General features: G+C 37.1%; 13 protein-coding genes. 8 read left to right on the top strand and 5 right to left on the bottom strand.

Annotated features, from left to right (window positions below; translation table 11 throughout):
* The first annotated feature begins 23 nt into the window (after positions 1–23).
* On the top strand, positions 24–1,835 hold the full coding sequence (locus J2Y03_RS25730; RefSeq protein WP_310199834.1) for an ABC transporter ATP-binding protein: 1,812 nt from the start codon (positions 24–26) through the stop codon (positions 1,833–1,835).
* 26 nt (positions 1,836–1,861) lie between these two features.
* Here J2Y03_RS25730 and J2Y03_RS25725 read toward each other — a convergent pair whose 3' ends face one another.
* From J2Y03_RS25725 to J2Y03_RS25715, 3 genes are all read right to left on the bottom strand, one after another.
* Entirely contained in the window at positions 1,862–2,032 is a 171-nt protein-coding gene (locus J2Y03_RS25725) for a hypothetical protein (protein WP_310199785.1), read from the bottom strand.
* Between the two features lie 431 nt (positions 2,033–2,463).
* Entirely contained in the window at positions 2,464–3,720 is a 1,257-nt protein-coding gene (locus tag J2Y03_RS25720) for an MFS transporter (protein ID WP_310199783.1), read from the bottom strand.
* Positions 3,721–3,808: 88 nt separating this feature from the next.
* Positions 3,809–4,546 (bottom strand): SDR family NAD(P)-dependent oxidoreductase, encoded by a 738-nt coding sequence (locus J2Y03_RS25715; RefSeq protein ID WP_310199781.1) that lies wholly within the window; start codon positions 4,544–4,546, stop codon positions 3,809–3,811.
* 185 nt (positions 4,547–4,731) lie between these two features.
* Between J2Y03_RS25715 and J2Y03_RS25710 the strand changes: the two genes are divergently transcribed.
* On the top strand, positions 4,732–5,628 hold the full coding sequence (locus J2Y03_RS25710; RefSeq protein ID WP_310199779.1) for a LysR family transcriptional regulator: 897 nt from the start codon (positions 4,732–4,734) through the stop codon (positions 5,626–5,628).
* A 167-nt stretch (positions 5,629–5,795) separates the two neighbouring features.
* Here the strand turns inward: J2Y03_RS25710 and J2Y03_RS25705 are convergent, their stop codons facing one another.
* Entirely contained in the window at positions 5,796–6,692 is an 897-nt protein-coding gene (locus J2Y03_RS25705) for a LysR family transcriptional regulator (RefSeq protein ID WP_310199777.1), read from the bottom strand.
* 453 nt (positions 6,693–7,145) lie between these two features.
* Positions 7,146–8,420, bottom strand: a complete 1,275-nt coding sequence (locus tag J2Y03_RS25700; RefSeq protein ID WP_310199775.1) for an MFS transporter — start codon at positions 8,418–8,420, stop codon at positions 7,146–7,148.
* A 724-nt stretch (positions 8,421–9,144) separates the two neighbouring features.
* On the opposite strand from J2Y03_RS25700, the gene J2Y03_RS25695 reads away from it, so the two are divergent.
* From J2Y03_RS25695 to J2Y03_RS25670, 6 genes are all read left to right on the top strand, one after another.
* On the top strand, positions 9,145–10,284 hold the full coding sequence (locus J2Y03_RS25695) for an acyl-CoA dehydrogenase family protein (RefSeq protein ID WP_310199773.1): 1,140 nt from the start codon (positions 9,145–9,147) through the stop codon (positions 10,282–10,284).
* A 219-nt stretch (positions 10,285–10,503) separates the two neighbouring features.
* Positions 10,504–11,556 carry an NADPH dehydrogenase NamA gene (gene namA / locus J2Y03_RS25690; protein WP_396954269.1) on the top strand — a complete coding sequence of 351 codons (1,053 nt, stop codon included), beginning with the start codon at positions 10,504–10,506 and terminating at the stop codon, positions 11,554–11,556.
* Between the two features lie 56 nt (positions 11,557–11,612).
* Positions 11,613–13,190 carry an acyl-CoA carboxylase subunit beta gene (locus J2Y03_RS25685; RefSeq protein WP_310199771.1) on the top strand — a complete coding sequence of 526 codons (1,578 nt, stop codon included), beginning with the start codon at positions 11,613–11,615 and terminating at the stop codon, positions 13,188–13,190.
* A 28-nt stretch (positions 13,191–13,218) separates the two neighbouring features.
* Positions 13,219–14,952 (top strand): class I adenylate-forming enzyme family protein, encoded by a 1,734-nt coding sequence (locus J2Y03_RS25680; RefSeq protein ID WP_310199769.1) that lies wholly within the window; start codon positions 13,219–13,221, stop codon positions 14,950–14,952.
* Between the two features lie 23 nt (positions 14,953–14,975).
* On the top strand, positions 14,976–15,185 hold the full coding sequence (locus J2Y03_RS25675; protein WP_310199767.1) for an acetyl-CoA carboxylase biotin carboxyl carrier protein subunit: 210 nt from the start codon (positions 14,976–14,978) through the stop codon (positions 15,183–15,185).
* 20 nt (positions 15,186–15,205) lie between these two features.
* Positions 15,206–16,558: an acetyl-CoA carboxylase biotin carboxylase subunit gene (locus tag J2Y03_RS25670; protein ID WP_310199765.1), complete on the top strand. Its 1,353-nt coding sequence runs from the start codon at positions 15,206–15,208 to the stop codon at positions 16,556–16,558.
* Positions 16,559–16,567 lie beyond the last annotated feature (9 nt).

Below are 16,567 nucleotides of genomic sequence, written 5' to 3'. Positions count from 1 at the left end.
GTAAATCCGCTTCGCAACCAAATATGATGAATCGAGTCCGTGGTCCGAGAGGGTTAAGCGGACCTGTTGTTAAGGCAAAGGACGCGAAAGGAACCATCAAAAGGATATGGTTGTTTATGGGACAACAAAAAGCAGCATTAATTGCTTCCATTATTTTTGTCATCCTTTCTACACTGCTGGGTCTGGCAGGGCCTTATATGATTGGGATGATTATTGATGAATACATTATTCCTAAGGATATTGCCGGCACACTCCGTTTTTTGGGTTTACTTGCGGTTGTTTATTTAGCTGCTGCTTTGTTCACTTGGCTGCAAACCTTTATGATGGTTCGGGTATCGTTACGAACCATTCGGAATTTGCGCCAGGATTTAGTGGATAAGCTGCAAACCTTATCCTTACGTTTTTTTGATAAACGTACACATGGCGACCTCATGAGCAGGGTAACCAATGATATCGACAGTTTGAATAATGCACTGAGCCAAAGCGTCATCCAAATCTTGTCCTCCATTCTCATGCTTCTAGGAGTGGCGATTGCGATGTTTTCACTTAATTGGTTGCTGGCAATTGTGACACTCCTTGTGGTTCCACTTATCATTTTTACCACTAAATATCTAATTACATACAGCAGCAGCGCATTTATAAAAAGACAACGAGATTTAGGAGAATTAAACGGATTTATCGAAGAGTCCATTTCAGGAAATGAAGTCATAAAGCTTTTTGGAAAAGAAGAAAAAATGAATGGGCAATTTTCGGAAGTCAATGAACGATTGCGCGGGTCAGCGATGGCTGCTGATACGGTTTCTGGATTTCTCGGACCCGTCAATAACTTTATTAACAATCTTGGTCTATGTTTCGTCATCGGGATTGGAGCGGTCATGACGGTAGAGGGGATGGCAACCGTTGGAATTATTGCCGCTTTTGTTACGTACTCACGACAATTCTTTCGCCCGATTAGCCAGCTTTCGAATTTGTTTAACCTGTTCCAGTCGGCGATCGCTGGTGCGGAGCGTGTATTTGAGATCATGGATGAGACACCCGATATAGTAGATAAAGAGAATGGGATTGCGGTAGATTCATTGCAAGGTGATGTTGAATTTTCCCATGTTCACTTTGGGTATGAGGAAGGTTCGCCCATTTTGAAAAATATTGATTTTTATGTCAAATCCGGTGAGAAAATTGCCCTTGTGGGTCCAACGGGTTCAGGGAAGACCACGATCATTAATTTGTTAATGAGGTTTTACGACGTGACTGCTGGTGAACTAAAAGTGGATGGCCGCGATATTCGTGATTATCAAGTAAGTGGCTTGCGAAAAAAAATCGGAGTAGTGCTTCAAGACACGTTCTTGTTTTCAGGTTCAATAATGGAAAATATTCGTTATGGACGGTTAGAGGCAACAAATGAGGAAGTCGTAGCGGCAGCCAAAATGGCTTCGGCACACCAATTCATTAAATATTTGCCTGAAAGCTATCATACTGTAATTACCTCTGGCGGGTCCAATTTAAGTCAGGGACAGCGCCAATTACTAGCCATTGCTAGGGCGATATTAGCTGATTCAGATATTTTGATTCTTGATGAAGCCACATCGAGCATTGATACAAATACGGAAATACAAATTCAAAAGGGAATCAATATGTTAACCGAAGGAAGGACCAGCTTTATCATTGCCCATCGCTTGAAAACCATTGAAAATGCCGATCGTATTTTCGTCGTGAATCAAGGGGAAATCATTGAGGCGGGCACCCATCAAGAACTTTTACTGAAGAAAGGGTTTTATTTCAGTATGTATGATAGTCAGTTCCATATTCAGGGGAAACAGCAAGCTCATAGCAATTGAGGTGCTTTAAAAAAAGAAGGCATGATTCAACGTTTGATTGAATCATGCCTCTTTTCTATTAAACCGTTATCGAGGATAAATGAGATTTCCCACCCGTTATCGACCGGTACAATTTGATATTCCGTTGGTTCACAGAGAAGTCTGCTGCCAATTGTATGACGAACATATAACCCAACAGACATTTTTTTAGGCTTCATTATCTTAACAGCAGGTTACAACGCAGGAAGATACGGTTTAGATCGATGGGTAGTACCATTTATCCGAAAAACAACTAAGACTCATACAGAAAAAAATAAAGTAGCAGCCTAATTAGTTGGACAAAAAGACGATTCGCTCTCACACTAAAGGGTTCGGTTTTGAAGCACAAGATGACAATTTTCGGTAAAATTGAAATAGATTAAGCACATGAATTAACAGGCTTATTAACGCCATTTTTGGTACAAAAAACGCTCAGAGCAAAAAAGCTTTGAGCGTTTTATAATATCGCCATATTCAACATAGACCCCTTTATATTAAAGAACATAACCATTTCCGAATTACGTTTTAATTAAACTTTTCTGGTTCTGTTGCGTAAAAATCTATAAATCCACAGCTTGTACATACATAAGGTTTAATATCACTCAGAGGATTAGTAATTTAATTTTTTCTTCCAATTTAAAGAGAATAAACTAGAAGAAATCGTAATAATAAAGATCACAATTACAATAATGAATACGATATAGTAAGAACCCGTCGAATCATACAGGTAACTGAATAATGTTGTACCGAATGCTACACCTAACGTAGAAGCTGACATAATGGTTGTATAAATTGATGCATAATCACGTCCACCGAATACTTCACGGATGACTACTGGAGGGAGTAAGGTAGACCCAGAGAACCCAATTCCAAATAGTAATGCACCAGCATAAAGCATAGCAATTCCGAATGCATCAGAAATAAGCAATGCAGCTACACCAACCATACCACATCCAATACCAACAAATAGAGCCGTTCTAATGCCGAATTTATCATTAATTGCCCCAAGTAAGAATTTACCACCTGTTTGACCAATTGTTACACAAGTTATTCCTGTAGCAGCCATTGTAGCTGTAAATCCTACTGACTGTACAAAGTTTGGTACGTGGAAGCTAACCGTCGAAGCCAAACCAAACAATCCTGTAAATAACATAACTAAATAAAATGCAGGAGATTTAATCGCTACTCTTTTTAATACACCTGTTTCAGGTGCGTTTTTCAAGCTAACACTAGAATCAGCAGTCGCAGCAACTTCATCCGCACCATAAGAAGTCATATTTAGTTGTTCTGGTTTTGAACGAATGACAAAAATAGAGAATGGTAAGATTAATATGGCTACAATAACACCCAATACGATATATGTTGAACGCCATCCAATGGATTCAATCAGGACACCTGTAATTTGAGCGAAAATGGCACCACCAACTCCCATAAATGCCATTGCGATCCCTAACGAAGTACCAGCTTTTGCTTTAAACCAGTTATTTATGATTAATGGAATAGAACCGTAAATTAAGAATGTACTACCAATCCCTAACGCAATTCCCGAAATGTAAAATGGGAAAACCGAATGATAAGTACCCATTAACCCAAATGCTAATGCGTTAATAATACCAGCCATTGTTAAAATATAACGTATATCAAATTTGTTCAATATTTTCCCTGCAAAAGGTAATAAAATAGTGATGGTTATATACATTAATGATGTATATAAACTAATTTCAGAAACACCAACATTAAAGTCTTCGGCTACTGCACGGTACAGTAAACCAGCACAGCTAACGATAATACCAACACTTGCGGCATAAATCGCAGAACTTGCCACCATAATCCACCAAGCATAATGAATTTTACCTTGCTTATTCATATTTCCACCTCATAAAAATGGAGAAGCAAGCACTGTTGCTTCTCCACTTTGTCATTTTTGATAAGTCTAGATGCTTTACATGATAAAGTTATTGAATTGTGAATCCGCCATCGATTGGTACAATGGCACCACTCATGAACTTAGCTTCATCTGATGCCAAAAATACAGCTAAATCAGCTACTTGATCTACTTGTCCAAAAGTGCGAGTTGGAACTAAATCTTTAGGGATACCAGCTAAAACATCCTTTACTAAAGGTGTTTCAATTGTTCCTGGGCAAATGGCGTTAATTTTAATACCATAGCGTGCATATTCAGAAGATAAATGTTTTGTATATCCAATTACACCGTGTTTTGTAGCTGTGTAAGCAGCTCCACCTTTACCAGCAACAAGACCTGCAATAGAAGCAATGTTTACGATTGAACCAGTACCGCGTTCGATCATGCTTGGTAATACAGCGTTTGAAAATTCAAATACACTGGTTAGGTTGATGTGTAAGAAGAAATTCCATTGGTCTAATGTCGTATCCAATGATTTAGCATATTTATCGAATACACCTGCATTATTTACTAATACATCAACTGGACCAAATGTCTCTTCTGTTACTTTTACGCAGTTTAGAATATCTTCGGTTTTCATCACGTTTACTGAAATAGCAATAGCTTCCCCACCAAAGGCTTTAATTTCATCAGCAACTGCCTGTGCACCTTCTACATTTAAATCAGCTACTACTACTTTTGCGCCTTCTCTCGCAAAACGGATAGCTTCACCTTGTCCCATACCTGATGCTGCTCCTGTAATAATTGCAACTTTATCTTTTAATCGCATATCCCATAACCTCCTATTATTTGCTAAGAATGTATACGCATTCATTTGTGCTTTACAATTCGTTAATATTTCACAAATTGTTCACAAAACGTTTACAATTCACATTTTATACACATTTCGATATAATGGAAAATACTTATTAATTATTTACTTATAACTATTAGTTATAAAAGGTGGGGGTTATGATGGACTTTTTAAAATTAAAATACTTTTGTATAACAGCAAAATGGGAAAATATGTCGCTTGCTGCTAAAGAACTATTGATTTCGCAACCAGCATTAAGTAAGGCGATTACAAACCTCGAGGCAGAGCTAGAAATGGATTTATTTTTCCGTAATGGCAAGCGTATTTCATTAAATGAAAATGGCCGTTTTTTATTTAAACGAGCAGAGCGTATTTTCTCAGAATTACATCATTTAGAACGTGGATTGGAGGAGAGACGAGGTGAAGGAAGTGGTAATTTATCGATCGTTACAACACTTCCCTACACATTTACAAATATCGTAGATTTATTTTTTAATGAATATCCACATGTGAAATATCTACAAGTTCCGTTATCGAAAGAAAACTTGCAACAGTTTATTGAAAATGGCAAATATGATGTGTGTATTACCACAGAGAAGATTGACCATCCGAATGTCGAGTGGGTACCATTATTTGAAGAAGAAATTTTTTTAACTGTGCCAAAATCATACAAAGAAGCGAAAACAGGCACAATTGACTTGATGGAATTAGATAACCTTCCCTTTATCGGCTTAACAAAGGGATACAGTTTTCGTCAATTTACAGATCAATTTTGTAAATCAGTAGGATATACACCGAATTATCGAGTAGAAGTAGAAGAAGCAACAACGATTTTACAGCTTGTAAAAAATGGACGTGGGGCAGCGTTTACACCCGAAACATCTGTTAATCTATATGAAGATAAAATAAAGCATTTAAAAATTAAAAATAGGAAGTTTACACGTACGATTGGCTTATTAAAGCATCGTTATTTATACCCGACAAAAATTTCAGAGGCTTTCGTTGCGCATTGTCATCGCTATTTTCAGGATGCAAAAAAGAAAAATAGCAGATTTTAGGAGTGAAGGTTGTGAAGTAAATAGGCAGCATCCATCATTTGGATGCTGCCTATTTTAAGGCTCAGGAGTTGTTAAAGCATGTGGAACGCGTTAAATTAATCGCACGCTATGTAACACCCGTGATTGGAGGTACCTGGCGCCTTTGGTAATAAAAATAGGGGGTATTGTTATAAATAATAATTTTTAACACTATGTTTAAAAAAATCAATTGAAAATTGACGGAATTCTATAGCAGCTTTTGATAAATAATGACTTTTATGCCAAGCAATACCTATCGTTCTTTTACAAACTGGATGATTAATCTTAATTCGCACAGTTTTAGGTGTTGAATCCCTAAGGATCGAAAGATTAGGAATAAAGGAAATTCCGTACCCTAATTCTACTAATTGTTGAATCACCCAGGATTCTTCAAGTTCAATAGCAGTATTAGGTGTAAATCCGGCCTCCTTACAAAATTTGTCTGTAACTTCCCTGAATCCATAATCTTGGGGTAATCCAATAAAAGTTTCATCTGAAACTTCATTAAGATTTATCATTTTACGGTCAGCTAATCGGTGGGTATGAGGAACAGATAAAAATATTTCTTCTTCTATTAAGGGAACCCACTCAATATTTTCTCCTTGTATTGGACTAGTAGAGATACATAAGTCAATTTGAGCATTCTCTAATAGATACTTCATTTCGGAAGAAGAAGCTTGTTTATGTTTTATTCTGACATGCGGATGATCTTTTAGAAAATCGCCAAAAAATTTGGTCATGATGTGAGGAAGAGTCATAGCTACTGATATGACTCCCTTCTCAGGACTATTCATGTCTTGTACTTGAAGGATGCCTTCATTTATTTCTAAAAATATACGATTCACCCGTTCTAGGAAGGCCTTGCCAAACTCATTTAAGTATATCTGTTTTCCTTGTCTATTAAATAAAGGTGCCCCTAGGTCATCTTCTAAACGCGCTATAGTCTTACTTAATGCTGGTTGGGAGATATTAAGCTCAGCAGCTGCTCTTGTCATATGCTCATATTTAGCTGCTACTTTAAAATATTTTAATTGTAAAAGTTCCATTGTGAACTCCTTTTATAAACTAAATAAATGAATATACAACCTATTATACATTAATTATTAAATTTTTTTATTATATATTCTTCTGAATAAAGCGCTTTGAAAACATCCATAGAATCTGGTCTGCTGAAACGACCATATTGAAAAGCAAACTAGCCAATTCGGATAATATGGGCGCAAGATTACTTGTTTGCATTCATATGCGCTAATGTCGTTCTCGTCTTGTTGAGATCTTTATAGATGTTATAAAAAAAGCTCTAGCTGAAAGACTAGAACTTTTTTCATAAATATTCTGCGAGAAGTCGTTTACCAAGATAAAAATTTTTATTCATTTTTTGATGAAGTATTTTTATCTTATGTAAATCAACTATCATAATTACTGAATCGTAAATCCACCTTCAATTGGATTCTCTCTTAATAACATACATATCGCCCTATTCATGATGTGAAAATCTATTAATTCTCATTAACAGCTAAATATGTGTTGTTATTAGCGGCCATAGCTTTTCTTCTTAGTGTCATGAAACTTAAAAGAATGGCGATAACTTGGATAGCTAATACGCCGAGGAATACAGCATAATAGGATCCAGTTATGTCATAAGCAAATCCAAAGATAGTTGTTCCAACGGCAATCGCTAAAGTAGACGATGCCATGATCATGGAATATATGGACGCATAATCTCGATTACCAAAAACGGCTTTGATCATGAATGGCGGTAACAGAGTGCTACAGGAATAACCAATACCAAAAGCAAGTCCTCCAATAAATAGAGAAATACCCCCTAAGCTTCCACTAAATAAAATGAGCAGGATTCCTGCCATACCTGAGCCGATTCCAACGAAATTGGTAATCTTTATCCCGACTTTATCGTTTAACCAGCCTAAAAGAAATTTCCCGGATGTTTGTCCAATCATGACACACGTAACGACAGATGCAGCAAATGAAGTAGAGAATCCTTCGGACATAAGATGATTTGGAATGTGAAAACTTACCGTTACCACTAGACCTAATAGACCTGTAAAAATAAATAAACCGTAGAAGGGAACTGATTTAATTGCCTGTTTGAGAGGAGTTCCTGATTCCTCAACAACCTTCTTGGAAGATTCCTCAGCAATTTCCGCCCCATATGCAGTCATGTTCTTTTCCTTTGGATCCTTTCGGATAACAAAAATGGTAAAAGGAAGTGTTAAGACAGCAACAAGCACTCCAAGTGTCATATAAGAGCTTCTCCATCCAATCGTTTCAATTAGATATCCGGCAATGGGAGCAAAGATAGCCCCGCCTATACCCATGAATGTCATGGACAGCCCCAGAACAGTGCCCATTTTAAGCTTAAACCAGTTGTTAATAATCAATGGTACGGCTGCATAAATTAAGAAGGAGTTGGCGATACCAAGGAATACACCAGAAACGTAAAATTGGTAAACAGATGTATATGTGCCCATTAATCCAAATGCAAGGGCATCCGTTAGTGCAGCCACTGTCAAAATTAGGCGTATATTAAATTTGGAAAAGATTTTTCCTGCAAAAGGAAGGGTGATGGTTATCACAAAATACATTAGTGTTGTATAAAAAACAATATCTGCTGTACCGACTCCCAATTCAGTACTCACAGATTTATAGAATAATCCGGCACAACTAACAATAACTCCAACACTCCCTGCGTAAATAAAACAGCAAGCTACCGCTATCCACCATGCATAGTGGAGTTTTTTACCCTTTTTAGACACTATAGCTCAACCCCTTTTTAATTCATTTTTGTTCGTTACTAGAGAATAAGATATTCAGTTAAAATTACATATTAAACAACTTTAGTGATAGAAAAATATAGAACTCAATTAAAAATCTCCTCCTTTAATTTAATACTTTTTAATATTGTGACATCCCTATATTGGGATGAGACAAACAAAAAAAGTCCAGCATAAAGTAAATAAATAACTTTATGCTGGACTTATTTACTAAGAGAGGTAAATTTTGGTTCACCCCGGTAAATAACAGCGCTTTCATGTTTATTAGAACTATTCAAAATATTATGGCAGATATGCGTAAATGTCAATATTAAAAATAAAACATAAATGAAATTTATCGATCTTTAACAGAAACGGATACCTATAAGAAGAAAAGCGGTGGTATTTTATAGATTTGTATAAAATTATTAAACTTTTTTATATTTTCCGAAAATTGATACTTGACTTTAAACAGGCTAATTTATAAAATAAGGTCAAGAATTAAATAAAAGCTGTTATTTATTAGGGTTGACTCTTCAAAAAAGCCAATCTTTATTCATAAATAAGCCCAGCAAAAAAAAGCGATATGCTATTTTTTGCTGGGCTTTTTATTTTGCTTAAGGTAATAGGAGGATTCTATTTAAAAGATTGTTAACCCTTAAATGGAGCATTAGTGAATGAATATGTTAGTTGACAAATATTGAAAAGGTAAAGGATGGGAATACAAATGAAATATGAAGTAATGGAGAATCATCAGGAATTAAGAAAAACTGTTCGCAAATTTGTACAAAAGGAAATTGTTCCAAATATTGAAGAATGGGAAAAGAATGGATTTCCTAATGGAATTTTTAGGAAAATGGGGCAAATGGGGTTATTCGGAGTACGCTATCCTGAGGAATATGGCGGCAGCAACTTAGATTACTTCGCAGCCATGACTGTAACAGAGGAAATTGCTTCATCAGGCTGTGCAGGCTTAGGAATGGCATTTAATGTACAGGCATTAATGGCAACTAATCCAATTTTAAAATTCGGTACAGAAGAACAGAAACAAAACTATCTTGCGCCTTCAATAGCTGGAGAAAAAATTGCTGCACTTGGCATTACCGAACCTTCTGCTGGTTCAGATGTGGCTGGAATACGGACGACTGCTAAGAAAACAGATGGTGGATGGATTATCAATGGATCCAAGGTTTTTATTACAAATGGGATAAGAGCTGATTATCAAATTTTAATAGCAAAGACGGGAGAAAAAAATGGCAGACCGTTATTTAGCATCTTTTTAGTGGACAGTAATTTAGAAGGGTATACTGTCGGACGTAAGTTGGAAAAAATCGGGATGCATGCATCAGATACTGCAGAAATCTTCCTGGAAAATGTCTTCGTCCCGGATAGTGCCTTGCTTGGTAAAGAAGGAGAAGGATTTAAGCAGCTTATGTGGCAATTAAATGGAGAGCGTTTAATTCAAGCTACTGCCTGTGTTGCGGGTGCCCAAAGATGTCTGGATTTAGCTGTGCAATATGCTAAAGAACGTGAACAATTTGGCCAATCACTGTCAAAGAACCAAGTCATAAGACATTACTTGGCTGAAATGCAAACCGAAGTTGAATCTGCCCGTGCTCTGTTATATTATACGGCTGCTCAATATGATCAAGGTGAAGTACTTGTTAAAGAAATATCTATGTCAAAGCTGTTGGCATCTAAAGTTTATTATGAAGTGGCAGATAAAGCGTTGCAAATTCACGGTGGTTATGGATATATGAATGAATATCCAATCTCCAGAGAATGGCGGGATGCTCGGTTAATGAGAATTGGCGGGGGTACTGACGAAGTTCAAAAAGAAATTATTGCCAAAGAGATGGACTTATAATCGTTTATTCTCATTATTATAACTGAAATGATTAATTAAGTTTTTTTGGAAGCGTTTCACTAAAGTAAGTGAATGATTAAATGCTGAATATCTATGGGGGAATAAAACTCATACTTTTATTTCTTAATTAGTGGATATAACTCAGCGGCAAGATTCAACGTTTTTTTGGATCTAGCTCTGGGTTTTTTGGATTGAGGAAAACTGCTAAGGAGGAAGATAATGACTAAATTATTTACACCATTTTCGATTAAAGATGTAGTGTTTAAAAATAGAATCGTCATGTCACCCATGTGTATGTTTTCTTCATTTAACAGAGATGGACATGTAAGCAAATTCCATCATATGCATTACGTTAGCAGGGCAATGGGGCAAGTTGGATTGATTATGCTTGAATCAACAGCCGTCCATCCGCAGGGGAGAATATCCATGAAAGACTTGGGGATTTGGTACGAACATCATATTGAAGGATTAAGTGAACTTGTCCAAGAAATTCATCGATATGGCAGTAAGGCAGGAATTCAGATTTCACATGCAGGAAGAAAGGCTGATATAGAAGGTGAAATCTACGCTCCATCGCCCTTGCCATATAAACAAGGTCAACGAGTACCAAATGAGTTATCCCTGTCTCAAATACAAGAAATCATACACCAATTTAAGGAAGCAGCCAGAAGAGCAAAAGTGGCAGAATTTGATGTCATTGAACTTCATGGAGCACATGGTTATTTAATTAATGAGTTTTTATCTCCATTATCAAACCATAGAAATGACCAGTATGGCGGGATAATCGAAAACCGCTACCGATTTCTGGAAGAGATAATTGATGTAATAAATGAAGTATGGGATGGGCCATTGTTAGTACGTTTATCCGTAAATGAATACCATCCTGAGGGAAATAGTCTTGATGACATTGTCTATTTTTCCAAAAGGTTAAAAGAACAGGGAGTAGATCTGATCGATTGTAGTTCTGGAGCCATTGTGCCTGCACGAATCGATGTCTTTCCCGGCTATCAGGTTCCTCTTGCTGAAAAAATTAGGCAGGATGCTGGAATTGCAACAGGAGCTGTTGGTTTAATTACAAACGCTCATCACGCAGAAGAAATCTTAAAAAATAATCGGGCAGATTTAATTTTTATTGCTAGAGAACTATTACGTAACCCTTATTGGCCGTTAAAAGCTGCTATTGAATTAGGGATAGAGCTGACTGGACCAGGTCAGTATTCAAAAGCATGGGAAGAGGCTTTTCCAGTAATAGAAAAATGGTATCCTAATTAACTGCAATATGAACATTAGTAACGAAAAAATCATGAACATTTTAGGAGGTAAATAATATGGAAGAAACTAAAAGTACTTTAACAAAAGAGAAGGGTATTGATCAAACAGTATATGAAAAAGCTCATGAAATAAAAACATCTACCAATCGTCCGTATTACGCCAAAATGAAGGATATTGGCAAGATGTTTGTTCGAGATAAAATTAAGTATTTGGTAGATGAAGATAGTTTTGAAGTTGAAGATGGCCTTTTCGCACGTTGTAAGGATGAAGACTTTCTTCCGGGTGATGCTGTTGTTACGTTAGTTGCAAAAATCAATGGCCAGCCAGTGGCAATCATCGCGAATGATTTGACGATTAAAGCAGGGACATGGGGAAAGAAAACGATTGAGAAAATCATTCGGATGCAAGAGCTGGCTGAAAAAAGAAAGATTCCGCTCATCTATATGATTGATTCAGCGGGCTCAAGGCTTAACGAACAATTTGAAACCTTTACTGACCGCCGTCATGCAGGGAAAATTTTCTATAATACGGCAAGAATGTCAGGTGTTATCCCGCAAATCGCTTTAGTATTTGGTCCATCTCCGGCTGGAAGTGCCTATTTACCTGCACTATGTGATTTTGTTGTGATGGTCAATAAAAATGCCAGCGTTTACTTAGGTTCTCCTAGAATGGCGGAAATGGCTACAGGGGAAAAGGTTTCAATGGAAGAAATGGGCGGCGCCCGTATGCATAATACAGTAAGTGGATTAGGTGATATGTTAGTAGAAAATGAGCATGAAGCACTTGATGCTGCTAAAAAATATTTAAGCTATCTTCCACAGAACTGGTTGGAAACTCCAGCCATAATCGATACAAGACTTCCGATTGAAGGCAAAAACATTGAAGAATTAGTACCAGAAAATCAACGTATTCCAATGGATATGTATCCTGTCATTGAAAGAATTGTTGATAAGGATTCCTTCTTCGAATTCAAAAAGCTGTACGCGAAAGAAATGATTACAGGCTTTTGCAGAATAGGCGGAAGATCGATTGGAATCGTAGCGAATCAATCAAAGGTTAAGGGAGGCGTTATTTTCCCAGAATCTGCCGAAAAAGCAGCCCATTTTATCTCGCTTTGCGATGCTTATAATGTTCCGTTACTGTTCCTAGTCGATTTACCGGGCTTTATGGTGGGAAGTAAGGTTGAAAAGGAAGCCATTATTAGAAGAGGGGCAAGAATGCTTTCAACTGTTGCAAATGCTACTGTTCCAAGAATTGCCGTCATTGTTAGGAAAGCTTATGGTGCGGGATATGTCGTCATGTCAGGTGCCTCCATGCAGCCGGATGCGTGTATCGCCCTGCCGCAGGCGCAGCCTGCTATTATGGGTCCTGAGGCTGCAGTCAATGCCATGTATTATAACAAGATTCAATCAATTGAGGACCCTGCTGAACGTCAAAAATTCATTCAAGAACAGCGTGACAAATACAATGATGATATTAATGTATGGAGTCCTGCATCAGAGCTTTATATTGATGATGTTGTACCGGGCGACCGCTTACGTAAGGATCTTATTCAAAGGTTTGGTCTATACAGCCAAAACAGGGATATTTTAGAGGGTATTGCACAAAAGAAAACAGTTGTTAGAAGAGGGTAATAACCGTCTATGAGGAGGAAAGTGAAAAATGGATGTATTAAATGAACGGAGACAATCATTTGCTCGAAAAAGTATGGATTGGACTCCAAAGCCTATTCATCAGTTCTTCTTTGAGATGGCAGATCGATATCAAAACAATGATTACATTATAACGGAAAGAAAAACGTGGAGTTATCAAGAGATTCAAGACGCAATACGTAAATTAGCCCTAAATTTATATGAACAAGGGATCCAAAAAGGAGATCATGTAGCTCTTATTCTTCCTAACTTCGCGGAATTCGTCATTGCAAAACTGGCAAGCACAACGATTGGTGCGGTTACGGTTCCAGTAAATTTTCGACTAAAGCATGAAGAGCTAAAATATCTAATCAATCAATCGAAAAGTTCCTATTTAATTGTCATTGATGAATGGAATTCCTTTCATTTCATTGAGGCTCTTCGAGAATTAAGTCCAGAGGTATTTGAAGGGAAACCTTCGGCTGTTTTTCCGCATTTAAAAAAATTGATTGTGTTTTCACCTGAAGGGAAAAAATATACAGGAACATTAGACTTACACGAATTAATCGCATCGAGTAACAAACAGGAAGCACTCACTGTTACTACTGCACTGCAGCAGGAAAGAAACATTGATGTACATGATTTGACTGAAATCATGTACACTTCAGGAACAACATCTATGCCCAAAGGTGTAATCGTCACTCATGATATGCTATGGAGAAGTGCCTATGGCAGCTGTCTTAATAGAGGATATCAAGAAGGAAGAAGGATTTTTGTACCTCTCCCATTTTATCACACCTTTGGCTTTGTTGAGGGAGTACTAGCTTCAATGTATACAGGGGGGTCTATTATTCCTCAGTTGGAATTTAATGGAGATCAAGCTGCATATCTCATTGAAAAGTTTAAAGCAGATGATATTGTCTGTGTCCCTACTATTGCTTTGAAATTAGTAGAAGCTCAGCGAAAAAATCCTCGTGATTTTTCAAGCCTAAGTGCTATGTACTGTGCAGGTGCAGAAGTATCCGTGACATTATGGCAGGAGCTAAAGGATGAATTGCAAATCAATGAGCTTATCACTGGTTTTGGTATGACGGAATTAGCAGCGGGTGTTTTGCAGACTGACCCGAATGATGATTTATCCTTTTTAACTAATTATGTTGGTAAAACCATTCCAGGTGGACATTTTGGCTTAAATGAATTAAATGGTAACAATATAGCATTTAAAATTAGAGATCCAGAAACAGGCGAAATTTTTAATGCAAATCGAGAAGGCGAGCTCATCTCAACAGGACCGCTGGTGACAAAGGGCTATTATGATAAACCAAAAGAAACGGCAGAAGCCTTTACAGAAGATGGCTGGTTTAGAACTGGAGATATAGGCTTTATTCATGATAATGGCTATATTTCATTAACCGGGCGTTTAAAAGAGATTTATAGAATGGGAGCTGAAAATGTATCGCCTAAAGAAATCGAAGATGTCATTACCAGTCATTCTAGTGTAAATCAGGCCTATGTTATTGGTGTTCCAGATCCTGTTATGGGTGAAGTTGGAATGGCTTGGATTGTCCTTGAACCAGACGCAGCTTTAACAAAAGAAGAGATTATGGACTATTTAACTTCTAGATTGGCACGCTTTAAAATTCCAAAATATATTAAGTTTGTTGAGCATAGTGAGTTACCGATGAATCAAACAGGCAAGATTCAAAAATTCCGATTAAAAGAAAGGTATGAAAGTGAAAAAATAAAGGTAGAATCATTAATTTAAAATTACTCATGAGGTGAATAAAAATGGAAGTATTAACAAATATGGCTGGTAACGTATGGAAAGTTGTTGTAAAACCAGGTGATCAAGTAAGTGAAGGACAGGATGTAGTGATTTTGGAATCAATGAAAATGGAAATACCAATCAGTTCAGAGGTAAGCGGTATTGTAGATGAAATTATCGTTAACGAAGGTGATTTTGTTAACGATGGCGATGTGGTCATTAAATTAAAATAACTTCATAGGAGGAGAAAACATTGTTTACTAAAATCTTAATTGCAAATAGAGGCGAAATTGCAGCCCGTATCATTAGAACATGTAAAGAAATGGGGATTAAAACAGTAGCGATATACTCTGAGGCTGATAAACATTCTCCCCATGTAGAACTGGCAGATGAAAGTTTTTTAATTGGACCTCCAAGGGTTAATGAAAGCTACTTAAATATGGAAAAAATTATCGAGGTTGCGGTAGAGGCAAATGTTGATGCCATTCACCCTGGATATGGTTTATTATCTGAAAATACGCAATTCGCTAAGAAATGCACTGAAAATAAAATCGTCTTTATTGGGCCATCTCCTGCAACTATATCACAAATGGGCAGCAAAATTGAGGCTAGAAAATTAATGAGCCAAGCTGGTGTTCCCATTGTTCCCGGAACAGATGCAGCTTTAGCAGATGTGGAAGAGGCGGTTTGTGAAGCGAAGAATATCGGATATCCGATCATGTTAAAAGCTTCTGCTGGAGGCGGGGGTATTGGAATGCAAAGGGTTGATGATGAAGAAGCGCTAAGAAAGGCTTTTCAAGGGAATCAAAAACGGGCAAAAGACTTTTTTGGGGATGGATCGATGTTCCTAGAAAAACTCATTTTAAACCCGCGCCATATAGAAATTCAATTATTGGCAGATAAAGAGGGTAACACCGTTTATTTAGGGGAAAGAGAATGTTCTATTCAAAGAAGAAATCAAAAAGTTTTGGAGGAAGCTCCATCACCATTTATTGATGAAATGACAAGAAAAGAAATGGGTGAAACAGCTGTCCGTGCTGCAAAAGCAATTGGATATGAGAATGCAGGAACAGTAGAATTTATTATGGACGAGTATAAAAATTTTTACTTCCTAGAAGTAAATACCCGTTTACAGGTTGAACACCCTATAACAGAAGAAATCACCGGTTTAGACTTAGTAGAGCAGCAGATTAGGATCGCAAATGGTGAAACGCTGTCAATCAGTCAAGAGGACGTTCAATTAAACGGACATGCGATTGAGGTAAGAATTTATGCGGAGGATCCAAATACGTTCTTCCCTTCCCCTGGAACAATCACAAGTTTAAGTATACCTAAAGGGGAAAATATTCGCCACGAGTTAGCAGTAAGACAAGGATCTGTTGTAACTCCATTTTATGATCCGATGATTGCAAAACTTATTATAAAGGGACTCACTCGTAATGAAGCGATAAAAAATATGAGTAAAGTATTGGATCATTATATTGTAGAAGGAATTAAAACAAATATTCCAACATTAAAGAGAATCGTAAATCATCCGGAATACATTTCTGGAAACACAACAACAAATTTCATTGAAAGCTACTTAAAAGCCGCTAAGGTGAATTAATACCTCATA

The organism is Neobacillus niacini (genome assembly GCF_031457145.1).
In the GTDB taxonomy this organism is placed as follows: Bacteria; Bacillota; Bacilli; order Bacillales; family Cytobacillaceae; genus Neobacillus; species Neobacillus niacini_J.
The sequence above is the reverse complement of the archived record's forward strand: the minus strand, read 5'-3'. Positions and strand labels throughout refer to the sequence as shown.